At 60.5% G+C, this 24,075-nt stretch carries 24 protein-coding genes and 1 pseudogene; 13 read left to right on the plus strand and 12 right to left on the minus strand.

The annotated features are described in order from the left end of the window. The first annotated feature begins 13 nt into the window (after window positions 1-13). Entirely contained in the window at window positions 14-826 is an 813-nt protein-coding gene (locus NQL71_RS14665; protein ID WP_046819214.1) for an HpcH/HpaI aldolase/citrate lyase family protein, read from the plus strand. Window positions 827-892: 66 nt separating this feature from the next. Here the strand turns inward: NQL71_RS14665 and NQL71_RS14670 are convergent, their stop codons facing one another. Next, window positions 893-1,876, minus strand: coding sequence for an NAD(P)H-dependent flavin oxidoreductase (locus NQL71_RS14670; protein ID WP_235431869.1), 984 nt, complete (start codon window positions 1,874-1,876; stop codon window positions 893-895). Window positions 1,877-1,919: 43 nt separating this feature from the next. Continuing rightward, window positions 1,920-2,723, minus strand: a complete 804-nt coding sequence (locus NQL71_RS14675) for an enoyl-CoA hydratase-related protein (RefSeq protein WP_077183423.1) — start codon at window positions 2,721-2,723, stop codon at window positions 1,920-1,922. A 225-nt stretch (window positions 2,724-2,948) separates the two neighbouring features. On the opposite strand from NQL71_RS14675, the pseudogene NQL71_RS14680 reads away from it, so the two are divergent. Both NQL71_RS14680 and NQL71_RS14685 read left to right on the plus strand, forming a co-directional pair. Beyond that, a pseudogene (locus NQL71_RS14680) lies at window positions 2,949-3,305 on the plus strand (AraC family transcriptional regulator ligand-binding domain-containing protein); the annotation flags it as partial. 30 nt (window positions 3,306-3,335) lie between these two features. Continuing rightward, a complete protein-coding gene (locus NQL71_RS14685; RefSeq protein ID WP_265183389.1) occupies window positions 3,336-3,731 on the plus strand; it encodes a helix-turn-helix transcriptional regulator in 396 nt (131 codons plus the stop codon). Window positions 3,732-3,836: 105 nt separating this feature from the next. Here the strand turns inward: NQL71_RS14685 and NQL71_RS14690 are convergent, their stop codons facing one another. Further along, window positions 3,837-4,868 (minus strand): AraC family transcriptional regulator, encoded by a 1,032-nt coding sequence (locus NQL71_RS14690; protein WP_248686710.1) that lies wholly within the window; start codon window positions 4,866-4,868, stop codon window positions 3,837-3,839. Window positions 4,869-5,019: 151 nt separating this feature from the next. Here NQL71_RS14690 and NQL71_RS14695 point away from each other — a divergent pair, with 151 nt between their 5' ends. Both NQL71_RS14695 and NQL71_RS14700 read left to right on the plus strand, forming a co-directional pair. After that, window positions 5,020-6,345 carry an MFS transporter gene (locus NQL71_RS14695; RefSeq protein WP_046819211.1) on the plus strand — a complete coding sequence of 442 codons (1,326 nt, stop codon included), beginning with the start codon at window positions 5,020-5,022 and terminating at the stop codon, window positions 6,343-6,345. After that, a complete protein-coding gene (locus tag NQL71_RS14700) occupies window positions 6,342-6,476 on the plus strand; it encodes a hypothetical protein (protein ID WP_265183387.1) in 135 nt (44 codons plus the stop codon). Before NQL71_RS14695 ends, NQL71_RS14700 begins: the two co-directional genes overlap by 4 nt. Window positions 6,477-6,634: 158 nt before the next feature. Here the strand turns inward: NQL71_RS14700 and NQL71_RS14705 are convergent, their stop codons facing one another. After that, entirely contained in the window at window positions 6,635-7,648 is a 1,014-nt protein-coding gene (locus tag NQL71_RS14705) for an AraC family transcriptional regulator (RefSeq protein ID WP_046819210.1), read from the minus strand. 359 nt (window positions 7,649-8,007) lie between these two features. On the opposite strand from NQL71_RS14705, the gene NQL71_RS14710 reads away from it, so the two are divergent. Next, complete coding sequence (locus NQL71_RS14710) at window positions 8,008-9,069, plus strand: alpha/beta fold hydrolase (protein WP_274642884.1); 1,062 nt, start codon at window positions 8,008-8,010, stop codon at window positions 9,067-9,069. A gap of 107 nt (window positions 9,070-9,176) precedes the next feature. Here the strand turns inward: NQL71_RS14710 and NQL71_RS14715 are convergent, their stop codons facing one another. The 3 genes from NQL71_RS14715 to NQL71_RS14725 form a co-directional block, all read right to left on the minus strand. Then, window positions 9,177-10,826: a 3-(methylthio)propionyl-CoA ligase gene (locus tag NQL71_RS14715; protein WP_274642885.1), complete on the minus strand. Its 1,650-nt coding sequence runs from the start codon at window positions 10,824-10,826 to the stop codon at window positions 9,177-9,179. 185 nt (window positions 10,827-11,011) lie between these two features. After that, entirely contained in the window at window positions 11,012-11,491 is a 480-nt protein-coding gene (locus tag NQL71_RS14720; protein ID WP_274642886.1) for a 2,4'-dihydroxyacetophenone dioxygenase family protein, read from the minus strand. Between the two features lie 106 nt (window positions 11,492-11,597). Beyond that, window positions 11,598-12,470 carry a TauD/TfdA dioxygenase family protein gene (locus tag NQL71_RS14725; RefSeq protein ID WP_274642987.1) on the minus strand — a complete coding sequence of 291 codons (873 nt, stop codon included), beginning with the start codon at window positions 12,468-12,470 and terminating at the stop codon, window positions 11,598-11,600. Between the two features lie 605 nt (window positions 12,471-13,075). On the opposite strand from NQL71_RS14725, the gene groL reads away from it, so the two are divergent. After that, entirely contained in the window at window positions 13,076-14,692 is a 1,617-nt protein-coding gene (gene groL / locus NQL71_RS14730; protein ID WP_077183427.1) for a chaperonin GroEL, read from the plus strand. A gap of 215 nt (window positions 14,693-14,907) precedes the next feature. On the opposite strand, the gene NQL71_RS14735 is transcribed toward groL, so the two are convergent. Together NQL71_RS14735 and NQL71_RS14740 are read right to left on the minus strand one after the other, a co-directional pair. Beyond that, window positions 14,908-15,888, minus strand: coding sequence for a ribose-phosphate diphosphokinase (locus tag NQL71_RS14735; RefSeq protein WP_274642887.1), 981 nt, complete (start codon window positions 15,886-15,888; stop codon window positions 14,908-14,910). A 40-nt stretch (window positions 15,889-15,928) separates the two neighbouring features. Then, entirely contained in the window at window positions 15,929-16,495 is a 567-nt protein-coding gene (locus tag NQL71_RS14740; protein WP_046819204.1) for a phosphoribosyltransferase family protein, read from the minus strand. 322 nt (window positions 16,496-16,817) lie between these two features. Here NQL71_RS14740 and NQL71_RS14745 point away from each other — a divergent pair, with 322 nt between their 5' ends. Genes NQL71_RS14745 through NQL71_RS14755 form a run of 3 tightly spaced genes read left to right on the plus strand, consistent with a single transcriptional unit; the run spans window position 16,818 to window position 19,118 of the window. Next, entirely contained in the window at window positions 16,818-17,708 is an 891-nt protein-coding gene (locus NQL71_RS14745) for a universal stress protein (RefSeq protein WP_046819203.1), read from the plus strand. A 59-nt stretch (window positions 17,709-17,767) separates the two neighbouring features. Beyond that, window positions 17,768-18,472 carry a phosphoribosyltransferase gene (locus NQL71_RS14750; protein ID WP_046819202.1) on the plus strand — a complete coding sequence of 235 codons (705 nt, stop codon included), beginning with the start codon at window positions 17,768-17,770 and terminating at the stop codon, window positions 18,470-18,472. Continuing rightward, window positions 18,465-19,118, plus strand: coding sequence for a dienelactone hydrolase family protein (locus NQL71_RS14755; protein WP_274642888.1), 654 nt, complete (start codon window positions 18,465-18,467; stop codon window positions 19,116-19,118). The genes NQL71_RS14750 and NQL71_RS14755 overlap by 8 nt, the downstream gene beginning before the upstream one ends. Window positions 19,119-19,167: 49 nt before the next feature. Here NQL71_RS14755 and NQL71_RS14760 read toward each other — a convergent pair whose 3' ends face one another. From NQL71_RS14760 to NQL71_RS14770, 3 genes are all read right to left on the minus strand, one after another. Further along, window positions 19,168-19,686, minus strand: a complete 519-nt coding sequence (locus tag NQL71_RS14760; RefSeq protein ID WP_166620288.1) for a GNAT family N-acetyltransferase — start codon at window positions 19,684-19,686, stop codon at window positions 19,168-19,170. Window positions 19,687-19,905: 219 nt separating this feature from the next. Continuing rightward, a complete protein-coding gene (ftsH, locus tag NQL71_RS14765; protein ID WP_248686705.1) occupies window positions 19,906-21,753 on the minus strand; it encodes an ATP-dependent zinc metalloprotease FtsH in 1,848 nt (615 codons plus the stop codon). Window positions 21,754-21,838: 85 nt separating this feature from the next. Further along, complete coding sequence (locus NQL71_RS14770; RefSeq protein WP_077183440.1) at window positions 21,839-22,486, minus strand: BON domain-containing protein; 648 nt, start codon at window positions 22,484-22,486, stop codon at window positions 21,839-21,841. 224 nt (window positions 22,487-22,710) lie between these two features. Here NQL71_RS14770 and NQL71_RS14775 point away from each other — a divergent pair, with 224 nt between their 5' ends. The 3 genes from NQL71_RS14775 (at window position 22,711) to NQL71_RS14785 (ending at window position 24,033) form a co-directional block, all read left to right on the plus strand. Next, window positions 22,711-22,962 carry an Lpp/OprI family alanine-zipper lipoprotein gene (locus tag NQL71_RS14775; RefSeq protein WP_052760658.1) on the plus strand — a complete coding sequence of 84 codons (252 nt, stop codon included), beginning with the start codon at window positions 22,711-22,713 and terminating at the stop codon, window positions 22,960-22,962. A gap of 118 nt (window positions 22,963-23,080) precedes the next feature. Next, the gene (locus tag NQL71_RS14780; protein ID WP_256721417.1) at window positions 23,081-23,467 is read left to right on the plus strand and encodes a cation transporting ATPase C-terminal domain-containing protein; all 387 of its coding nucleotides are present in this window, start codon (window positions 23,081-23,083) and stop codon (window positions 23,465-23,467) included. Between the two features lie 104 nt (window positions 23,468-23,571). Continuing rightward, the gene (locus NQL71_RS14785) at window positions 23,572-24,033 is read left to right on the plus strand and encodes a hypothetical protein (protein ID WP_046819196.1); all 462 of its coding nucleotides are present in this window, start codon (window positions 23,572-23,574) and stop codon (window positions 24,031-24,033) included. Window positions 24,034-24,075: the final 42 nt, after the last annotated feature.

The following is a 24,075-nucleotide window of genomic DNA, read 5'->3' on the forward strand; positions in this document are numbered from 1 at the left end:
GGGAGGCATGTGTATGTCCATTCTGTGGATTCGCTCGGCACTGTTCGTGCCCGGCAATCGACCTGAACGATTCGCCAAGGCACTGGCCAGTGGCGCCGACGCAGTCATCATCGATTTCGAAGATGCGGTACCGCCAGCGGATAAAGCCTTGGCCCGAGAGCATCTGCAAGCGTTTCTAAAGCAAAATCCAGACGCCCGGCTATTGGTACGGGTCAATGCGGCGGGAACCGATGAACACGAGGCCGACCTGGCGCTCTGTCGTCAGCAACCCGGCGTCAGCGCCGTCATGCTGCCCAAGGCCGAGTCAGTCGGCCAGGTGAACCACGCCGCCGCAACTGGCAAACCTGTCTGGCCCATCATCGAAAGCGCGCTGGGTGTGCTTGCGATCGGCGCCATTGCCTCCTGCAAGGGCGTGCAACGCCTGACGTTCGGCGCACTGGACCTGGCGTTGGACCTGGGGTGGAAGGTGGGCAGTCCGGCTGTGGAAACGCTGTTCGACCAGACGCGTTTTGCGCTGTTGTTGCATTCTCGGGTCAACGATCTGCCCGCGCCGCTGGACAGCGTCTACCCGAATTTCGAAGATGACGCCGGGCTAGGCGCGGCAATGCGCCGTGCCCGCGACATGGGCATGGGCGGTGCCTTGTGCATCCATCCGCGGCAAGTGCCCGTTGTGCATGCGGCACTGGCACCCAGTGCCGAAGAATTGGCGTGGGCGCACCGCGTGGTGAGTGCGGCCGAGTGCGGCGAGGCAGCGTTCAAGGTGGATGGGGAAATGGTCGATGCACCGGTGCTGGGTCGAGCGCGCAGGTTGTTGGCGATGGGCTAAGGAGCAAAAGATCGCAGCTCCTACAGGGTTTTGGCACATCCTGCAGGAGCTTGCCTTGCGCTGGATTCATCGGTCGAATCGAGCCAGTGTGCGCTCAAGTCCTTCCCGACATTCGATGACCATGCGCGCCACCAAATCGGCGCACGTCGGTAGGTCGTCAACCAATCCGATGACCTGACTGGCGCAGATCAGACCGGCGCCAGTATCACCCGACTCCAATCCCTCCAGCCCTCGTTGGCCCGATAAGAGGTGCTGTAAGTCGTCATAACCAGCGCCGCCAGGGCGTCGTTCGAGTTCGATGATCTGCCGTGAGACGGGACTGTTGAAAAAACGCGCCGTTCGCTTGAGCGTTCGCTTGATCAAAACGGTGTCACGTTCAGTGGCTGCTAACAGAGCATGCTTGATGTCGTCATGGAGAATGGACTCTTGGGTCAGCATAAAACGCGTGCCCATGTTCACACCCTCCGCACCGAGAAGCAGCGCGGCGGCCATGCTGCGCCCATTGGCGATCCCGCCGGAAGCAATGTAAGGGATTTTCAGTACCTTACCCAACGCAGGCAGCATGATCAGGGCAGGGACGTCGTCCTCACCGCAATGCCCGGCTGCTTCGAAGCCATCAATGGAAATCACATCAGCGCCGTAGCGTTCAGCGGACAAGGCATGCCGGACCGAAGTGCACTTATGGATAATTTTAATCCCTTGCTCCTTCAGTCTGGCTATCACGGGCTGGGGATTGTTGCCGGCGGTCTCGACGATGCGAATATCACTGTTGACGATGGCCTCGATCCAGCCGTCGTAATTCACATTGCTGGCGGTCAGCGATAGCGTGAGATTCACGCCAAACGGCTTGGAAGTGAGTTCACGGGTGCGCTCGATTTCATGACGCAAGTCATCCGGCGTCGGCTGCGTTCGCGCCGCCACCATGCCCAAGGCACCCGCATTCGAGACAGCCGCGGCCAGTTGCGCACGACCAACCCACTGCATGCCCCCTTCGACGATGGGGAACTGGATGCCCAGCAACTCGGTAATGCGGGTTTTCATGATGTTCATTCAAGGGTCTTTTCAGGGGCGGTGGAGAAGCATTGCTGGTGGATTACTGGCGACCGGGAAAATCTGGCTCGCGTTTTTCGAAGAACGCCTTCACACCTTCCTCCAACGCTGGAGAATCGAAGAGTATCTGTTGTCGCTCTGCTTCATACGCCAGTTGCGCGCGCAGATCATTGCTGCTGGCCGCCGCACATAGCTGGCGCGCCTCAATGATGCCGTCAGCGGGTAAACGCGCCAGCTGCCGGGCCATCTGCGTGGCGACAGTCAGCAGCGCACCATCATCGACACAAGCCTGGATCAATCCCCATTGCTCGGCTTTCTCAGCCGAGAGGCGTTCTCCCGTAAGACACAGTGCCAACGTACGGGCGGGGCCGAGGCGCCGTTGGAGAAACCAACTGGCACCCATGTCCGGAACCAACGCCAGTTTTTTGATGAACGGCAGGTAGAAATAGGCAGAGCGTGCGGCAAACACGATATCGCCCGCCAGCGCCAAGCCGACACCACCGCCTGCTGCCCCTCCGTTCAATGCAATGACAATCGGCACGGGAAGCTCATGCAGCTCGGTGATCAGCGGGTTGACCGAGTTGCGCATGACTTTCCCGGCGCGGGTGCCTCGCGACTCCTCCTGGTCATTGAAAGCACCACTGCCCAGATCAGCACCACAACTGAATAATTTTCCATTGGCCGTCAGCAGCAACGCGCGCACTGACTTATCGGTGCGCACCTGCGCGAGTGCGTCCCTGAGCTCGCTAACCAAATCGGCGCCGATGGGATTGAGTCGCTGCGGCAGATTCAGGGTAATACAGGCTACGCAATCTTCCCGGGTGTACATGATGGTCTGGTAACTCATGCAGGCTTTCCTTAGTGACTGAAGCATTGGCCACAACTGAGCGCACCGTTGATTCGCGATGATGCCAAGCGAAGGCTCTTGTTCAACGCTATCGCGAACGATGGGGTGCCGGGAGCTACCCGGAACAGGGGGGAAGCCTGCGCAAGAACACAGGATCGTTCGCAATGCCCCCCCGGTAGGGGGAGGACGAACCGGACGTTTACCTGACGTTACCTCGGCCCGCTCAGTGTCCTGATGCGTGAAGCCCAGACTGCGCGTGAGGCGATCGATAACCTCTGTCGCTATATGCGGCTTGTAAACGCGTCTCTACTGACAAGCGTCGAGGAGCACGACGATTGGTCAGTTGTTCGGTTGGAGGTGGTGTTAACAGAAGCGCACGGATCGGTTCGGCAGGTGACCGAGTTGTCCATGGGCGTGCTCTACCGCAGTATTGCCGAACTCTTAGGACCCCGTTGGAAGCCCAGAAGTGTTTGTCTTGAGCACCGTCCACCGCGTGGTCCGACTCTCCACAAAACGATGTTCGGTGGCACTGTGGAGTTCAATGCAGATTTCAACGGCATCGTCTGCGCCACACAGCAGTTGAGTTCACCGCTGTCCCCCTCGGACTCTCGCATGGCGCTCTATGCGCGCCGCATCCTGGATAACGCCCTTTCCTGCGCCGGTGAAAGTTCGGCGCATAACGCTCGGCGAACCATCATCGCGTTCCTGCCAACTGGCCGTTGCACGGCGGACCAAGTGGCGAAGACGCTGGGCATGGATCGACGTACGCTCCATCGGCATCTGCTCGCTGAAGGAACGAATTTCTCGTTGTTGCTGCGCACTGTTCGATCAGAGTTTGCCTCTCGACATCTTATCGATAGTGACGGTTCACTGGCAGAAGTTGCCGACCTGCTCGGGTTCTCAACCCCGAGCGCGTTCGGCTTCTGGTTCAGGAAAAACTTCGGCATGACGGCATTGATGTGGAGGAAAAGCCAAGGGCGTGGTGCGCCAAGAGTTGGACCGGAGTGACCAGTGATCACAGCTACAATCTGTGCTCGTTGGCTCGCAAAGGAAACGCACGGTAGCGTCCGTGGGTTCTGAACCGGTCGACTGATCAGCAGGTTGTCACCGATATCAGGTGTGTAACCCGGGTGATGCCTGGCTCTCGCGGTAGGCTGTGACCCAACTCGAGGGCGTCTGGCCAAATTGGCCACGGAACCAGCGGGAAAAGTCACCGGCAGAGGAAAAACCAATCAGCTCGGCGACCTCATATAGCCGACGCTTACTGTTGGCCAGGTATTCTTCGGCGAGTTCGGCACGCACGGCATTGATGATGGTGGTGACGCTTTGCCCTTCCACCGCAAGGTGCCGGTTCAGCGTGCGTCGATGTACGCCCAGGTGCTGGGCAACGCCATCGACGGAACACAGGCCGCCCGGCAACAACATCTTGACCACCTGGCGCACCTGCTGCGTCGGCTCGTCGCGCAGGTTGGCCAACAGCAGGTCCAGGGATCGCTTCACTTCGCGATGCAGCGTCGGGTCTGCCGCAGGAATGGCCGCGTCGAGATCGCGCGCGCGGCAAACGATGGCATTGAATTCCTGGGAGAACTCGATCGCCGTTCCCAGCACACGGTGATGGACCTCCAGGCTGGCGGGTCGCTCGTGGGTAAAGCTGACCCTGACTGGCCGGAAAGTCTGCCCGCTGAGATTGCTCAACGTGCGCACAATAATCCCGGTCGCCTGTTCGATCGCCTGGCGCCAGACGCCATGATGGCCTTGCATGTTCACACCCATATGCAACAGGACCAGGTCACCGAGATCTTCAAGCCGTAGCTCCACGCCAGCGTTATGCAGTCGGGAGTAGCGCGCGCAGGACAGCAAGGCTGCGCGCAGGGTCGGCTCTTCGCGAATGAGCAGCGCCAGCATCCCGAAGTTGGACAGTTGCCTCGATTGCGCCAGCAACAGCCCGAACGCCTCATGGCCAGACAGGCGCGCTGACTCCTCCAGCAGCCAGCCGACCGAATCGCTGCTGATCATGATGTTCGGATCGGCCAGGATACTGGCCGGCAGCTTGGCCAGGCGCAGCATGCGAAACGGGTCCAGCCCTACGGAGTGGGCCACTTGCTCATAGTGGGTCAGGCTGGCACTGCGGGTCAGGGTGTACATGCTGGGCTGTCCCAAAATCACAAGATTGTGTCCTCCCAAGCTTAGTGCAGGACGCCCCGCCAGAGCTACCTTCAGGTCGCTGAAAGTAGAGGAGGCCGCACCTCGTCGGCCATCCGCTGGATAACAACAATAAAACCCATGAGGAGGCTGCATGGCCTTTCACCCAATCGCCAACGATGACGCCGCTGGTTGCGTCAACGTTGCACGCAAATATGCCTGGGTAGTCTTTGCACTGACCTTCGGCCTGTTGATTTCCGATTACATGTCGCGCCAGGTGCTCAATGCGGTGTTCCCGCTGCTCAAGGGCGAGTGGGCACTGAGTGATGGCCAGCTTGGCTTGCTCAGTGGCATTGTCGCCCTGATGGTCGGCCTGCTGACGTTCCCGCTGTCGCTGATGGCCGACCGTTTCGGCCGGGTCAAGAGCCTGGCGCTGATGGCGCTACTGTGGAGCCTGGCCACGCTGGGCTGTGCCTTGGCGCAGGACTACCAACAGATGTTCATCGCGCGCTTCATGGTCGGCGTCGGCGAAGCCGCCTACGGCAGCGTCGGCATCGCACTGGTTATTTCGGTATTTCCGAAACACATGCGCGCCACCCTGGCCAGCGCGTTCATGGCCGGCGGCTTGTTCGGCGCTGTGCTGGGCATGGCCCTGGGTGGCGCGATCGCGGCGAAGCTGGGCTGGCGCTGGTCGTTCGCCGGCATGGCGTTGTTCGGCCTGTGCCTGGCGGTGCTGTACCCGATCATCGTCAAGGAAGCGCGCATTGCGCCGCAACGTGCGGCGCGGGCCCTGGACAAGGGGGCGCAGGACCTGCGCCCGTTGCGCACGCTGTGGTCCAGCCGTTCGGTGGTGGCGACCTATGTGGGCAGTGGTTTGCAGTTGTTCGTCGGCGGCACGTTGATGGTGTGGATTCCCAGCTACCTGAACCGCTACTACGCCATGCCGACGGACAAGGCCGGCGGTATGGCGGCCCTCATTGTGCTGTGCAGCGGTGTGGGGATGATTTTGTGCGGCATGCTCAGCGATCGGCTGTGTCGCAACTCACCGCAGCGCAAGGTCAGCCTGGCCATCGCTTTCTGCCTGGGCAGTTGCCTGCTGCTGTCGGCGGCGTTCGCGCTGCAGGCGGGGCCCGTGCAATTGCTGTTGATCTGCCTGGGCATGCTGATTGCCACCGGGACCACCGGCCCTAGCGGGGCGATGGTTGCCAACCTGACCCATTACTCGGTGCACGGCACCGCGTTCGCCACGTTGACTCTGGCCAACAACCTGCTGGGCCTGGCTCCGGGGCCATTCATTACCGGCCGGGTGTCCGACCTGGTCGGCCTGCATGCCGCGTTTCAACTGGTCCCTCTGGTCAGCCTCGCGGCAGCGGCGGTGTTCTTCTACGCCAAATGCCACTACTACAAAGACATTGCCCGTTTAACGGGTGGCAGCGTCGCGACCCCTGTCAGTGGCGCCGCGTCAGAGGTGAAGTTGTGAGTCGTTCAAGTGTTGGTGTGTTTTTCGATTGCCCCGGGTGCCGGATCGGCAAACGCCAGCAGGAGCAAGGTGCGCAACCTTCTCAAGGGCTGCCGGGCCGCCTGCGCGAGATGCTGCACTGGGGCTTTTGAATACAGGCTTCATAAAGGTTTATGGCAGGGCTTCACTGGGCTGGCTCCTCGTTACAGTGAGGCTCACCACCGGTGTCACAAGCACCGGTTTTCGCGGCGACTGTACCAGCAGTCGTCTTTTTTTGGTGCGTTGAAAGGGTTGGGGACAGCGCTCCCTGTCAGGGAGCGACCGTTTGTTTCTGCGCACGACGCCACGCCGCTGGCGGCATGCCGAACTGGTTGATGAACCAGCGGGTGAAGGAGCTGGCCATGGAGAAGCCGAACATGTCGGCGATGCGGCTCATCGAGTGATTCGGGTTTTCCAGATAACGCAGCGCCAGGTCACGGCGCACCTCGTTGATCAGGTCGTTGAAGGCACAGCCGTCGTCTTGCAGGCGGCGTTGCAAGGTGCGCACGTTCATGCCCTGTGACAGCGCGATCTGCTCGATCGTGGCGCGGCCCATGGGCAACAGCAGGTAGATGGCCTTGCGCACTTCGAACAGCAACGAGGTGTTTTTATCGCCTTGCAGCGAGTCGATGTAGTTCCTGGCATAACTCGCCATGGCCGAGTCGGCATTGGCGTTGACCATGTCCAGACTGGCATCGGAGCAGACAATGCCGTTGAAATCGCTACCAAACTCCAGGTTGCAGTCGAACAGGCGCCGATGCAGATGCAGGTTCTCAGGCGGCTGGTGCATGAAGTTGACGCTGTACGGGCGCCACTGCGCGCCGAGCAGTGTCGAGCACAGGCCGAACAGCGCGCCGATGACCAATTCCGAAGCCTGGCGACTGGGCAACAGCGATTCGGTGACCATCTCGGCACGAATGATCACCATCTTGCCGGCCTCTTCAACGAAGATTCCCAGGGAGTCATTCATCAGATGGCGGTAGTGCTCCATTACCTCAAAAGCCTCACGCAGTGTGCGTTGCTGGCTGAGCAGCAGGCTGACCGCGCCGAAGTCTGAAAGCTGGCGCGCCTCGGCCATGCGCAGGCCGAGGGTCTTGCAACCACTGGCGACGGCAGTCGCTTCCAGCAGGCGCACGGCGGAATCGATGGGTATACGGTTTTCCGGGGCTCGCAGCTGAGCCTTGTTCAAACCGACGACGTTCATGGCGTCGCACGGGTTGAATCCCAGGTCCTGGGTGACTTCCAGGTATCTGGCCAAGACGGCGGCGCGAACAAGCTTGGGCATATGCAGGATCTCCCTCGGCCGATGGCGGCGTTGCTTTCTTCATCGAATGTATTGCGCGGGAAGAGGGCGCATGTCGCGGTACTGCAAGCGGCAGCGATCTTCAACCCCTGGCCTGGTGTAATGCAGAGCAGGTAGTGCGGCCTTATTTTAGGGAACTCGGGCCCGGCGTCATGGGCATGGCGGGATAATTTCTTCGCATATTGGGACATGGCCGAAGGGCTGGAAATGATGGCCGAAGGCGCCGCGCTGCAGGCGTTTGCGCTGTCCCAATTTCACAAGATTGTGTCCTGGGAAGCTCAGTGCAGGGCACCCTCGCGGCGCTACCTTCAGGCCCACAATTAATAAGATGGAGGTAGAAAATGGAGACGCGCACTTCAAGGCATATCGGTCAACCGCTCGCCGCAATGGCGCCTGTGGATGCCGACGATCCTGATTCATTCAACCACTGCTTTGCCGAAGTCAACGGCATTCGCATGCATTACATCGACGAGGGCCAGGGCTCGCTCGTCATCCTGCTGCATGGTTTCCCCTACCTCTGGTACATGTGGCGGCGCCAGATCGTGGCCTTGACCGAGGCTGGCTATCGGGTCGTCGTGCCTGATCAACGGGGGTTCGGACAATCGGACCGACCCGATGCCATCGAAGCGTATGACATGAGCCAGGCCGTCGGCGACATGGTGGGTTTGATGGCGGCCCTGGGCGAAACGTCCGCGGTAATCATTGGGCACGACCTGGGGGCCTGGGTGGCTCAAGCATCGGCCCTGTTGCGACCGGATCTGTTCCGAGGCCTGGTGATGCTCAATACACCGGTGCCACCGCGTGGCAAGGTCAAGCCGACCGTGGGTCTGCAGGCCATGGCGAAAGGACGGGTCTACCACCATTTGTATTTCCAGCAGCTCGACAAGCCGGATCGCGAGTTGGCCGATGATCCGCGCAAGACCTTGAGCAGCGTTTTCTATTCGATCTCCGGCAGCGCCGTGGGCGCCGAACGCTGGCGTCTGTTCGTCGAGGCCGGTGAACCCATTCTCAATGCCTTCACCGAGCCGAAAGGGGAGTTTCCGTCCTGGTTGAGCGCGCGGTCGCTGGATTACTACGTTGCCGAGTACACGCGCACGGGTTTCACCGGCGCCCTCAACTACTACCGCTGTCGCGACCGCAACTGGGAAATCACCGCGTTTCTCGACGGCGCAAAGGTAAGCCAGCCGAGTCTGTTCATCGGTGGTGCTGCCGACCCTTCCCTGGAGCCGCTGGAAATCCGTGGTCTCTACGACCAGATGGACGCCTACCTGCCCGCACTGCGCAAAAAGGTGCTGCTACCCGGTGTAGGCCATAGCGCCGCCGAGGAAAGCCCGGCTCAGGTCAACGAATTGCTGCTGGAGTTTCTCGAGCAGTTCATGTCCTCCGATCCAGCGGCACGCTAAACCCTTTCATAGCATCAATGCAAAACGCAGGGCGAACGCTGCCGGCATGTGCCGTAACGTCCGCCCTGCCTTTGCACAAGGACAGGGCTGGATTTTTACCTTGCTGCTCAGCTGACCGCCTTGACCAGCAGATGATCGCCGAACTGCTCGCGCAGGCGGTTCTTCAATATCTTGCCCGTAGCACCCAATGGAATCGTGTCGACGAAGACCACATCATCCGGTGTCCACCACCTGGCAATCTTGCCTTCATAGAAGGCCAGCAGTTCGTCCCGGGTCAGGGCTGCCTGTGCTTTCCTGACGATGACCAGCAAGGGCCTTTCATCCCACTTCGCATGTTTGGCCGCGATGCAGGCCGCCTGGGCGACTGACGGATGGCTCAGCGCAATGTTCTCCAGGTCGATGGAGCCAATCCACTCGCCACCCGACTTGATCACATCCTTGCTGCGATCGGTGATCTGCATGAAGCCATCGCCATCGATGGTCGCCACATCGCCGGTCGGGAACCATGTCTGGCCGGCGTGCTCGAGCAGCGGCGAGCACTCACCTTCGTTTCTGAAATAGTCGCGTACCACCCAGGGTCCACGCACCATCAGGTCACCCGAGGTCGCGCCGTCCCAAGGCAGTTCCACGCCGTCCGTACCGACGATCTTCATGTCGACGCCAAATACTGCGCGGCCTTGTTTGGACTGCACGGCATTACGCTCGGCCGGGGACATGACCAGGTGCCTGGCCTTGAGGGTTCCAATGGTTCCGATCGGGCTCAATTCCGTCATCCCCCAGACGTGCAGCACTGCTACGCCGAAGATCTCCTGAAACGTGTGCAGCATGGCCGTGGGGCAGGCTGCGCCGCCAATGATGGTGCGCTTCATGCTGGAGAACCGCTGACCTGTGACCTCAAGATGCCCAAGAAGGCCTTGCCAGACCGTCGGTACGCCGGCGGACAGCGACACCTGCTCGGCTTCGAGCAGCTTAAAAAGCGATTGGCCGTCCAGCGCAGGTCCCGGAAATACCAGCTTGGCGCCAACCATGCAGGCGATATACGGGAGCCCCCAGGCGTTGACATGGAACATCGGCACAACCGGCAGGATGACGTCGCGCGCCGAACAATTCAGGGCATCCGGTAGCGCCGCCGCATAAGTGTGCAGCAGCGATGAGCGATGACTGTACAAGACACCTTTTGGGTTGCCCGTGGTGCCGGAGGTGTAGCAGAGCGTACACGCGGCATCCTCGTCGAGATCCGGCCAGGCATAGTCGCAGGCGCCCTGTTGCAGCAGATCTTCATAGCACAGCAGGTTGTCGATACCGGCGTCTGTCGGCATGTGGGCCTGATCGGTCATGGCGATGAACGCCTTGACCGTGTGGCAGCGGCCAGCGATGAGCTTGATCAACGGCAGGAAGGTCATGTCGAAAAAGATGTACTGGTCTTCGGCATGATTGGCGATGTAGGCCACCTGGTCTTCATGCAGGCGCGGGTTGATGGTATGCACGATGGCACCCATGCCGCCGATGCCATAGTACAACTCCAGGTGACGATAGCCGTTCCAGGCCAGCGTACCGATGCGGTCGGCCAGCTGCACGCCCAGGCCGGTCAAGGCGCTGGCCATCTGGCGCGCGCGACGGTGGCAATCACGGAAGGTGTAGCGATGGATATCGCCCTCCACCCTGCGGGACACAATCGGTGTATCGCCATGATGGCGGTCGGCGTGTTCTATCAGAGAGGAAATCAACAGTTGCTTGTGCATCATCAAGCCATGCATGGGCATCGCTCCGTTCATAAGTCTGAGATCGGGGGAGCGGACAGGCGGCCAGGGCTCTCTGTCAGATTCCACGTCAAGACCGCGAACCGGGACAGCCTGTTTTCCTCCCCTGGATGTTGGCGCTCAGGTAACCGACCCGGCTGCCCCGTGAATCGGGGCGTGCCGGGAGCGTTGCTGGAACCGGATCAGTTGAATGCCGTGAGATCTTTCGGCTCGATGTCATGCAGCTCGCAATAGGCGAGGTAACGCTTGAGGCCGGACTTCCAGTTTTCCAACGCGACGATGTTGTCGTTGTCATCGACAAACGCCAGATCGCCATTGACCTGGACCAGGGTCAGCACATAGCCGTCGCCATTGCCGGTGCTGACGACTTCCGGGGTGTGAGTCGACCCGGCCGTCTCGTAGACAATGCTGCCCGGGCCGGCGACCCAGTCATGTTCCTTGTATTTCCACTGACCTTCTAAGGTGTAGACCATCACCGTGCCCGTGTGATGGTGCTTGGGCAGCTGCATGTCGATCGGCGCCTTCATCATAACGATCCATTCGCCGCGAATCGGGTCGAGCTTGAAGTACTTGAGCAGCACGTTTTCCGCATAAGGGGTAAACGGAAGCCAGGGCAGGGATTCACCATCGATGACCGCGGTGTCGACGTGTTCGTAGAGCATAGGTAACTCCGTTGATTGTTGTTGTGATCGGGAATTTTTCGGCGGCCGGGACCGCCCGACCATCATGGATGGTCGGGTGTTCTGGCAGCCTGTCAGCCAGTCAGGGTCAGGACAGCGGGGTGCCCGCCAGGGTCGCGCGCAGCATCTTGCGTGGTGCATTGCCGTAGTCAGCCACCGCGTAGTGCTGGACTTGCAGGTTGTCCCACATGGCAACGGTGTTGGTGCGCCACTTCAGGCGAACCTGGTACTCCGGAATGGCGGCCTGGGAGATCAGGTAGTTCATCAGATGATGTGCCTCGGGCATGAAGTCCTGACCGTAACGGACGTCCTCAAAGTTGAAGAAGTTCGAGAAATGGGTAGTGAATGCGGAATTGACGAACAGTACCTTCTCGCCGGTCTCGGGATGCACAAGCACCACCGGATGTTCGACGCCGGGGGTCTTGAGGGCCATCGCATGACGTTCTTCGCGAGGCAACTGGGCGCCAAAGGTCTGCTCGGCACCGTGTTTGGCATACAAGCCATCGATCCGTTGCTTGATGCTTTCGGGCAGCTTTTCGTAGGCCATTACCATGTTGGAAAACAGCGTATCGCCGCCGGTCACCGGGCCTAGCTCGCAGCGCAGAACCGCGCCGCGGGGCGGCGCCTGTTTGTAGGTGACATCGGCATGCCAGAGGTTTTCGCGACTGGCCTTTTCCACATAGCTCTTGGGCTTGCTCGGATCGAGGTTGCGGTACAGCATGAGCAGCTTGTCCGCCTCCGGATGGCTCGGCGCCAGGGGATGGGCTTCCAGTTCGCTGAACTGCGCTGCGAAATGCTGTTGCTCCATCGGTGAGATGTCCTGATCACGGAAGAACAGCACTTTGTGCTTGAGCCACAGGGCCCGGATTTGCGCGATCAGGTCTGGATCCTGAGCCGCGTCGACAAGGCGCACGTTGCTGAGCTCGGCGCCGATGGCGGGTGTGCAAAGCTCCACCTTGATCGAATGCTGTCGCACCGACGACCGGATGATGGCGGGTGCCGAGGGAGAGGCTGGTGAAGGGGTGTTTTGGATGTCGGCGATTTTTGTCATTGTTGTCTCCAATCCGTGCTTGTAAGGCGGTGCGCAAGATGTGCACCCGGTATAGGTAACCGACTCCTGCTGATCGAGCAGTGGGTACTGGTCCTATAGTAGGTATCTCGGACACGAGGCTATGGGCACGGCGGGACAGTTTCTTGGCATATTGGGACAGCTGCGGCGCAGTCTTGCCTGAAGGTCGCCGCCGCATAGCTTCAAGCATCAGGTCATCACCATGGGCGCCCTCGATGACGTAGTCGTCACTAAGGACGAGCTGGTTGGGGGCGGAAAGATCATTCGCCCCCAACCGAGCGACGGGCCGTAGGTTTCTTCATGTTCCCTGGGTAATGGGGCGTTGGGCATGCGGCGCTCTTCGGCCAGGCTTGCCAATATTTTCCATCGCGGTCAAAGGCCGCTGCCGGGCAGACAGATCCCCGTGATTTTGTTGATAAAGGTCAACATGGGGCGGGCGACTCCATATGAGCATTCTTCAATGCGTTTGTTATACAAATGGCGAGGAGTGCACCCAGATGGCCCACAGTAAAATTGACTTTCGTGCTGCCGCCCGCGAGAAAATCCTCAGTGGCGCCACGCAGTTGGCGGACGCGGTGCGCGTGACGCTCGGCCCGAAATCAAAATCGGTGTTGATCCAGAATAAATGGGGCAATCCCACTGTCTGCAATGACGGCGTGACGATTGCCAAGCGCGTTGACCTGCAAGATCCCGTGGAAAACCTGGGCGCGCAAATGCTGCGCCAGGCCGCCGAGCGCACCGGCGACGCGGTAGGGGATGGCACCAGTACCTCGACGGTGCTGGCCCACGCCATCCTCGCCGATGGCATTCGCAACGTCGTCGCCGGTGCCAGCGCGATCGACCTCAAGCGTGGCCTGGATCGCGGCTTGTCGTTGGTGGTGGAATCACTCGTCGCCCAGGCGCGGCCCGTCAGTACGCCCAAGGAAAAGGCCCAGGTCGCCACGCTGTCGGCGCATAACGATGCCGTTATCGGGCAGTTGGTGGCGGACGCGTTGGAAAAGGTCGGCGTTGAAGGCGTCGTCAGCGTCGAGGAGTCCAAGACCACTGAAACGGTGGTTGAGGTGATGGAAGGGATGCGCTTTGACCGCGGTTATGTCTCACCGTACTTCGTCACCGACCCCGAGAAAATGCAGGTCGAACTCGATGACGCCTACTTGCTGCTCTGTGACCACAAGATAGGCGCACTCAAGGACCTGCTGCCCTTGCTCGAGCTTGTTGCGAAAAATGGTCAACCCCTGGTCCTGATCGCAGATGACATCGAAGGCGAGGCATTGACCACACTGGTGGTCAACCAGATTCGCGGCGTCCTGCGAGCGGTGGCCATCAAGGCGCCGGGCTTTGGTGATCGGCGCAAGGAAATGCTTCAGGACATGGCGGTGCTGACAGGGGCAACGGTGGTTTCCAACGATTTGGGCGTCACTCTGGAACAAGTGGAACTGGGCCAGTTGGGGCGGGCACACCGCGTCGTGGTGCAAAAGGACAGCACGGCGTTGATAGGTGGGGCAGGTACGCGGGAGGCCATCGAGGCGCGATTGCAACAGATTCGCACGCAGATGGAGCACACCAGCAGCGATTACGACCGGGAAAAACTCCAGGAACGACTGGCCAGGCTGTCTGGTGGGGTAGCGGTGATCCGCGTCGGGGCGCCTTCCGAAGCGGAAATGAAAGCACGCAAGGACGCGCTGGATGACGCCATCTCGGCGACTCGCGCGGCCATTGCCGAAGGCGTTGTGCCGGGTGGCGGGCTTGCCCTGCTCAAGGCTGTCCCCCTTATCGCGGCCGAAGAAGCCCGTTGCGAGGGCGATGTCAGGACCGGCCTGCAAATGCTTCGCCGGGCCCTGGAAGCCCCGGCCAGGCTCATCGCGGAAAACTCGGCGGTGGACGCCGGCGTGGTGGTTGCGCGCATGCTCGCAGAACCCGGCAATGTCGGTTTCGATGCGTCTGCCAACTGTTACGTGGACATGTACGAAGCCGGCATCATAGATCCGACCAAGGTGGTGCGCATTGCCCTCGAAAATGCCGTATCGGTGGCCAGCATTTTGTTGCTGACCGAGGCGACCATCACTGATATCCCAGAGAAGGAATCACCCGCCCAGCCGCCTTTTCCTGAATGAGGAGGCCGTCTTGCGGGGCACTCAGGTATAGGCGGCTATATCGGTCAACGCCAGGTGATGGAGGATCGGATTTTCACCGTGCAGGTAGCCGAGCGCCTGCTGCATCAGCAAGATGGCTTTTTGTCGTCTTGCTCGTTGCTCATTCCAGCCTCCTCATCTACAAGTCGTCCTGGGCTGTTCAACGATGGGTCATATGCCTGTCCCGATCCGGTTGATCATCGATGCCCTGGGTCAGAGCGATCGAATGCGCCATTTTCCGCCAGGCAGGTGGCGATCAGGGCCGTGCTGTCGAGCACCTGCAGGTGGCGCGAGACACAGTCAGGCGGCAGGCGAAACGGCGGCACGGTGTCTGTGATCGCGATGTGTTCGAAGATCGGCAGGTCGAACAGTTGACTGCCGGCGGTGAACAAGCCATGGGTGGCGGCTGCGAACAAGCGCGTGGCGCCAGCCTCCTGGCAAGCAAGGCCGGCGTGCTTGAGCGTAGCCCCGGTGCTGATCAGATCATCGAACACGATGGCCGTCTTGCCGCTTACGTCGCCCATCAAGAGGGTGCCCGTCAGCGTGGTGTGGGCGCGGTGTTTTTCCATCAGGGCGCTGCCAACCGATCGTCCCAGCAGCCGCTGCAGGGCCTGGCGAAACTGCTCGGCCCGCTTGCTGCCACCTGAGTCCGGGGAGACCGCCACGACTTCGGCGTCACCGACCTGCGCGGCGAAATGCCCGGCGAACAGTTCGGCGCATTGCAGGTTCCACGCCGGTATGCGAAACGCATTGTCGAACGCCGCCGGATTATGGACTTCCAGGGTGATCAGTCGATCGACGCCGCTGGCTTCAAAAAAAGCGGCCACGTAGCGCGTGATGGTCGGGTCCTGGGGCTGGCTGCGCCGATCCTTGCGCCCGTAGCAGAGGTAGGGCGCCACCACCTGCACCTGACGGGCACCGGCATCCTTCAGTGCGCTGCAGAAAAACAGCAGGCGACACAGCTTGTCGTTGGCGCTCTGCCGACCATCCCCATGCAAGCCATGGAACACGACGACTTCGCGGCCGTGTACCAGATCCAGCGGGCGGCACTTGTGCTCGCCGTCTTCATAGTCTCGCTCTTCATGCTGCGCCAGTGTGCAACCCAGCCGATGGGCGACGCGCGCAGCGTATAGCTCGCTACCTTTCAGGGCAAAAAGTAGTGGGGGCAGGGTGCGCATGCAAGTCTCCTCCGAGGCGATTGGCAAGCCTTTTCTGCCGTCAACGGGCGGCGCCGTGGCGCACCACCTCTATGCAAAAGTCCGGTTCGAAAGGCGGCACATTGCATTCGACAATGTCAGAGGCGGCAACTTGCAGGTGCACGCCGACAATGTCGGCCCGGATCGGCTGCTGGCAGATGTGCCGGTCTACCAATACGGCAGTGTAGACCCGACGAGCTCCCAGTTGTGCCAGATAGGCGCAGGTACGCAGCAGCGAATGGCCTTCGAACAATACATCATCAACGACCAGCAAGGTGGTGTTGGCGAGGTCCAGTTTGGCCAGCAGCGGGTTTTCGGTCAATTGCGTGAAGGCATGCAGTACTTGCAGGTCGTCGGCATAGCGCTTGACCTCAAGTGGATAAAGAGGGAGTTCCGGTTGGCCGGTCTGGCGCGCAATGTGCTCGCGCAATCGTTGGGCCAGGGGCTCCCCCCGGCGCTTGATACCAATCAGGGCGGCGTGCGCCGGTGGCAGCAGGCTGGCGGCCTGGCGCGCCATCGTCTGCAGGACGTCATCGAGCTCATTGCGCTCGTACAGGCGCAACCGCTGACTTGCCAATAGGATCGTCATTGCCTTCTCCTGTCTGCGAACCATGGAGCGCGTGCGTTTTCGGCCAATGTAGCCCGGTTGGCCCTGGCGCGATTGATATTGATCAATCGCGATCGAATCAAAAGTCGGTCTTTTCAGCCTTCGACTACCCGTCTGGCGACGCGCTTGGGGGCAGCGGCTTCGGGTGGGTCAGCTGCTGGCGCAGGCACTTGATATAAATCAACGCCAAGGCCGCTTCCACGGAGGATTCTGAATCCATGACACAGGCGCCTGGTCCACCGGCGAGCACAGCGCTTCAGGGTGGCGGGCAGTGACAAACAAGCGAGCTTCGTGGAGTCCGATCATGAGCCAGTATCAACGGTTATTGCTGATCATCAACCCGGCCCTGCGCCAGTCCAAAGCCATGGATCATGCCGCCGCGCTGGCCAAGGCCAGTGGTGCCAGCCTGCACATCGCCGCCTTGATCCCATCCTGGAAGCTCTTGTCGCTACTCGAAGAAGGCGATCGGGAAAAGGCTCGCGAAGAGTATCTGCAAGACCAGCGCAACTGGCTCAGATACCACGCCGATCATCTACGCAACAGGGGGCTTGAAGTGACTGCCGAGGCGAAATGGGCCGACGACCTGCAGCAAGACATTCTCGATTATGTCGCGGAAATGCAGCCCGACCTGTTGATCAAGCAGGTGCAACGAGAACCGGCGCTCAAGCGCGGTTTCTTTACCCCGCTGGACTGGCGTCTGTTACGCCATTGCCCGGTACCGGTGTACCTGCCTGGCGAAGGTGATCATCCTTTGCCGCGCAAGGTCGTGGCAGCGGTTGATGTTTCCAATTCCCTGGTACAGGACGACGAGCTCAATGAGCGGATCATCCAGCAGGCGTCCAGCCTGGCTATCCAGTGTCAGGCCGAGTTGCACCTGGTGTATGCCTGCGACGCTTCTGCGCTGTTCCTGGGCGATATGGGCGGCGGGGGCTTGACGCTCGCGGACCTCTACAGTCAGTTGCGCCAGCGCCATGAAAAATCCTTCCTCGACCTGGCTGGCCGATATGGCGTGCCGGCTGACCGGCGACATTTCATCGAGGGGCATCCTGTGGCCGTGCTGCATGCGCTCGCCGATGAGCAAGAAATGGACGTGATTGTGATGGGCAGGGTCCAGTCCCATGGCCTGGACAAACTGTTGGGCAGCACCACCGAACATACCCTGTACCAGGTGGCGTGCAGCATCCTGGCCGTTTAGCGCAGTCCGGCCAGGACCGCAGCTTAAGAACCCAGTCGTCAGCGCCCCAGGAGGTTGCCGTGATCCACAGTCCCTCATTACAAACCACCTTGCTCAACCGCGCCGAAGCCGGCCGACGCCTGGTGCAGCCCTTGCTCAAATACGCCAACCGGCCTGAGGTGATCATCCTGACCCTGCCCCGTGGCGGTGTCCCGGTGGCTTATGAAGTTGCCACCGCCCTGAATGTGCGCCTGGACCTGATGCTGGTGCGCAAGCTCGGTGCTCCTTCGCACCCGGAATACGCCATGGGCGCCATTGCCAGCGGCGGTGTACAAGTCCTCAATGATGAAGCGCTGCGGGCGCACCCGATCGATCGAGCCAGTTTCGAGGCGGTGGTCGCCCGGGAGGCGCAGGAGCTGTCGCGACGTGAAAAGGCGTATCGGGGAGATCGCCCGCCACCGCAACTCAAGGGCCAGGTGGTGATCCTGATCGACGACGGCCTGGCCACAGGTTCTTCGATGATGGCTGCGATCCAGGCGGTGCGCATGCAGGCGCCGGAGCGCATCGTCGTCGCGGTACCGGTTGCTCCTCGGGAAACGGTCGAGGATTTATCCATGCAAGTAGACGAAGTGATTTGCCCGCTCATTCCCGAGTGGATGATGTCGATCGGCTACTGGTACCTGGATTTTTCCCAGACCTCGGACGAAGAAGTCATCAATCTCATGCAACGGGCCTGGGAGAGGGAACTGTCGAGCGCCTCCCAGACGGAACATCGCGATGTCTGAAGTTCAATTCCGATCCCTGGAGCTGCCGGGCGTTGAATTGTCGGCCGATTTGCGTTTGCCGGCGAACGCGCACGCCCTGGTCATCTTCGTCCACGGCAGCGGCAGTGGGCGCTTGAGCCCGCGCAATCAATATGTGGCCGATGTCCTGGCCGGTCGGGGCCTGGCGTCGCTGCTGTTCGACCTGCTGACGGAACCGGAGCAGCGCCTGGATAATCTCAGCGGGGAGTTGCGCTTCAATATTCCCCTGCTGGCCAGACGGTTGATCGATGTGATCGACTGGGTCGGCCGGGATCGCCAATTGTGTTCTTTGCCCATCGGTCTGTTCGGCGCCAGTACCGGTGCGGCGGCGGCGCTGGTGGCCGCCGCCGAGCGAGCGTCGGTGATAGGGGCAGTGGTCAGCCGAGGCGGGCGAACCGATCTGGCCGGGCCGGCTCTGCCCGGGGTGAAGGCGCCAACCTTGCAGATTGTCGGCGCACAGGACCCGGTGGTACTGGGCCTGAATCGCCAGAGCAGCCAGACCCTGCAGTGCGAGCAACGGCTGGAAGTCGTGGAGCGCGCCACGCATCTTTTTGAAGAGCCTGGCACCCTGGAGGAAGTCGCCAGGCTCGCTGGCGACTGGTTTGAACAACACCTGCGGGCCACTTAGGGTGTCGCCCTTACTGTGTGCGACGTGTCATGGTGATGTTGCTCGGACTTTACAGGTACAGGCGGTGAATGACCTGGTGGGGGTCGAAGGGATCGTCGTGGGCTTCAAAACCCAGAAACCTGGCCAGCTCGCGCAGCGGCGCGTTGCTGGAGGCGCCAACCGAGTACAACTGGTGGACGCCATTGCTGCGGGCAGCGTCGATCAAGTGCTCCAGCAGTAACGTCCCCAGGCCCAGGCGTTTCCAGGCAGTGGCGACGGTGACCGCGCATTCGCACTGGTATTGACCCATGGCGGTATAACGGCTGGCGCCGATTTCGATCACGCGGCCATTATCGTGGACCAGTGCGATGCAGCCTTGGCCCTTCTGGGGTTCATGCTGTTGCCTGAGTAAAAACGCGTGCCGGGACGCCGGCGCCGAATGCCGGACAAGCGCGTATTCACGAGCTCGGTCTGCTTGCTCGACATGCCGGATCAACACCGGACGACCGTTGCTGAGAACATCAATCCGGGATTTTTCACCGGCATTGACCCAGCCATGCCAATCTTCGGGGCGCTTGTCAGCGAACATCGTGCAACCCTCCATCTGGCGGTCACTTGATGCGCAGGGAAATCCCCGTGCTCAAGTTCTTTTTTACGCCGTTGGCCGCGCCCGGATTTGATCTGGATCAGGCACGGCTAAGGATAGGAGGGCGAGTCTTGATGGGCGGGGGTCAAACTGTGGCGAACTTGTGACAGCCGGCGACCGGGGATCTTGTTCAGGGTGTGCTGCAACGAGGGCAGTGGACCTTCACCTGGCCTGTGGCACTACCCTTGCCGGGGCGGGCATCGGGATCGGCAGTGCAGGCTTGAGCGCTGGAAAATCTTCGGGCGTCAGGGTTTCCTTTTCCAGCAGTAGTCGTGCCCCGGCCTCCAGGTCGGCGCGACGGCTGGCCAGCAATGCCTTGGCGCGTTCGTAGGCTTCATCGAGCAGGGCGCGGATGCCGAGGTCGATTTCCCTGGCGGTTTGTTCCGAATAGTACTTTTCGCCAAGACCGGGCAGGCGATCGCCCAGATAAGCCGTGTTCTGGCGCTCCAGTACCGACAGGCCCAACTCGCTACTCATGCCAAACCGGGTGATCAATTGCCGGGCGATGTCCGTGGCGTGCGCCAGATCATCGGCGGCCCCGGTGGAGATCTGGCCGTACGTGAGGAACTCGGCTGCGCGTCCGGCCATCAGAACGACAATCCGGTCCTTGAGCATCTGGCAACTGATCAGGAAGTGATCTTCGGTCGGGCGCTGCAGGGTATAGCCCAGCGCTCCAATGGCCCGGGGCACGATCGAGACCTTGTGCACCGGGTCCATGGCTGGCAGGCTGCTGGCGGCCAGGGCATGCCCCATCTCGTGATAGGCCACCACCTGGCGTTCCTCGGGGCGCAGCACGCTGCTCTTGCGTTCAACGCCGGCGACGATGCGCTCCACGGCGGCAGTGAAATCGTCGAGGTTGACGGCATTGGCGCCGCGACGGGTGGCGACGATAGCCGCTTCGTTGACCAGGTTGGCCAGGTCGGCGCCGGTGAAGCCTGTGGTGATGTCGGCAATGAGCTCCCGATTGAGCCCCGGATCCACGGTGATCTTTTGCAGGTGCACCTTGAGGATTGCCTGGCGCCCCTTGCGATCAGGACGATCGACCAATATCTGCCGGTCGATACGACCCGCCCTGAGCAGGGCAGGGTCCAGCACCTCCGGACGGTTGGTCGCGGCCAGCAGCACCACGCCCTCACGGGGATCGAAGCCATCCAGTTCGGCCAGCAACTGGTTGAGGGTCTGTTCTTTTTCGTCATTGCCGCCGAACGAACCGACGCCGCGCATTTTGCCCAGCGCATCCAGTTCGTCGATGAAGATGATGCAGGGTGCCGCCTGCCGCGCCTGCTCGAAAAGGTCGTGCACCCGGGCCGCGCCGACGCCGACGAACAGTTCGACAAACTCTGAACCCGAGATCGAGAAAAACGGCACCCCGGCTTCACCGGCAATGGCCTTGGCGACCAGGGTCTTGCCGGTGCCTGGTGGGCCGACCAGCAGCGTACCCTTGGGTATATGGGCGCCCAGGCGACCGTATTTCTCCTTGTCCTTGAGGAATGAAACGATTTCCACCAGTTCGGCCTTGGCTTCATCGATGCCTGCCACGTCGGCGAAGGTGATACCGGTATCGCGCTGGACGAATACCTTGGCCCGGGACTTGCCGATGCTCATCAGCCCGCCCATGCCTTGCTTCTCCGCGAGCCCGCGAAAGAGGAAATGCCAGATCACCATGATCAGGACGAAAGGCAGCAACCAGCCCAGCAGGCCGCTGACCAAGGTGTTTTCATTGACGCCAGTGAAGCTGACCCCCGAACGGGCGAGGTCCGTCGCCAGTGCAGGATCGACCCGAACGGTGGAAAACCGGTTGCGGCCCTCAATGGGTTCCTCCAGCTTGCCGCTGATCTGGTCCTTCTCGACTCTCAGGTCGCTGAGCTTTCGCTCACTGAGCAACTGCAGAAACTGGCTGTACGGAAGGGACTGCACCACTGGGCGGTCAATAAACAAAAATTGCATCAGGGTGAGCACGACGAACGCGACGGCAAAGAAAGACAGGTTCCATTGATGATTTTTTTTCATGGCCTTGGCTCGCGAAGGAGGGGCTGGAGCGGGCGCCATTGCATTGGATGGCCCCGGGTAACCAGGAATTTCCCGGGGCGATCATTCAGGCGATCAGCAACTGGTCATCCACCCTGGTGACACCCGGCACCGACCAGGCAGCACGCTCGGCGATTTCACGCTCGCGCCAGAAGTGCACTTTGCCTTCAAGTTTCACCACACTGCCTTCTACCTTGATACGTATGCCCTTGGCATCGACTTCAGCATTGCGCTTGAGGGCCTCTTCGATGCTCTGCTGGATATCGACGACGTTCACTTGCGGGCGCAGGGTGATGCGATTGTCCACGCCCACCACCCCCGACAATTTGCGCACGGCGCTTTCGGCGAGTTCCTTCTGATATTGCCAGTCCACCTGGCCTTCCAGGGTTACCCAGCCTTTTTGCACGACGACCTTGATATCGCCTTCGGGTGTATCAGAGCGCCACGAGATAATGTTGACGGCACGATTGGCGATAGTGTCATCAGCGGTACCCGCGCCTTTTTCCAGGCGAACCTCTATTTCCTCAGCCACCGCACGTACGCCTTTGATCGCTTTGACCGCGCGTTCGGCACTGACTTTCTGAGCATAGCTCTTGACGTGACCGGAGAGCGTGACAACGCCTTTGTCCACGCTCACGCCGATCTGGGCGGCGTCGATATCGGGTTGAAAATCAAGCTCATCCAAAATGGTATTGCGCAAGGTTAAGTCGCTCATGATCCTGTCCTCTCCCGTGTGACTGAAGTACATGGGCCACCAAAGCCCCATGTCTTTTTTTACGCCTGAACGACAGAAAGACATTGAGTTAAATCAAGAAGGCCGCAGTGGCCCGCGTCCCCATAGGCCAGCCGGTTGTTTGATAAATATCAGTGAAATCCGAGGGTGACGCCGGATACTGGGTTTGACTGGCTTTTACTGTCGGAACTTATTTGGAGAACATCATGGAAAAGCGTTTGCCTGTTGTTTGCCTCGGCATTCTTTTGGCCACGACGGCCGGTTGCAGCAATAAGCAGGCCCAGGAACTGGATGCCCGGCTGGAGTACGCTGAAAATAACGCCGCAATGGCGCGATTGAGGGCCGATGAGGCGCACCTCAAGGCAGAACTGGCAATGGAAGTGGCACGCCAGGCACAACGGACCGCCGACGAAGCCAATGAACGTGCCGGCCGTATGAGCGAAAAGGCAAGGCGCTAGTAATGCGTGCGGGAAGGAGCCTACGCCGAGCTGGCTGAGCGCCTGACGCTTGAGTGGCGATTCAGAGGTGATAGCGTGACTGGACAAATCGCCTGGTGTGATCGAGGTGGGGCTGGTCATGGCATTGGCGAGTTTATTAACGTTCGACTGGATGCTGCCCGGAGGGATGATAGCGGGCGATGCGTCGCTGGCTGAGGCCCGCACCGGCGGTTTCACGGTCCTTGTATTGGCGCAGTTGTTCAACGCATTGTGCGCGCGCTCGGAATCAACCAGTGCATTGCGCGGACTGTTCGCCAATCGATGGCTGTGGGGGGCAATTGGCCTGGCCGTCGCCCTGCAGATCGCAGTGGTGCACTCGCCGCCGCTGAACACGGCGTTCGGAACCCGTGCATTGACGCTGAGCCAGTGGGGATTTTGTCTTGTAGTGGCCAGCTCTGTGTTCTGGTTCATTGAACTGCGCAAGCTGTTTTTGCGATTGAAGGGCCGGAAGTGGTTAAGAACATAGCGTGCGAAACGTGAATAGGCAGGTGCAGGGCGGTTGATCTAAATCAATGGGCATTCTGTTAGCGGTCCCATGCTTTTATTACACATGGGTAAGGGCGCTTGGTCATGAACATCAACAAGCTGGTCGGGATTCATGCGGTGCAAGGCTGGTGGCGGAGCAGGGGAGCAACAACAGGAAACCTGCGCCGCCCGGGCAAAAGGCCCGGCAAACGTGATGCAATCTACCTGCTGATGATCTCGCTGGCGTTGCCGGCGGGTTATTTCACCGCGTATCACTTTGCAGCCCATACGTTGAGGGATTTGGTCGACTCTTGCTCTGCGCGTTTCGAGATCGAGCTTGAAAAAGCCGAGATAGAGCCTCCCATCCAAGCCCTATCGCGCTCCTTGTGCGAATGCCAGGCACAAACACTGCTCAATAAAAACGGCGTTCTGCGACTTGCCTTGGTCGACAGCCACCTACTGGATCCGCAGACACTAGAACCGGTAACGGAGGAGGATGGAAAGTTCTGCATCAACGCCCTGTGGAAGCCTGGCGCTGAACTGGCCAAGCGCTTGACCCTTGAGTGACAGACTGAAAATCGTACCGTCATGTTCAGCATGAATAAGTCA

The sequence above is a fragment of the Pseudomonas serbica genome, from assembly GCF_028823535.1.
GTDB classification, from domain to species: Bacteria; Pseudomonadota; Gammaproteobacteria; order Pseudomonadales; family Pseudomonadaceae; genus Aquipseudomonas; species Aquipseudomonas serbica.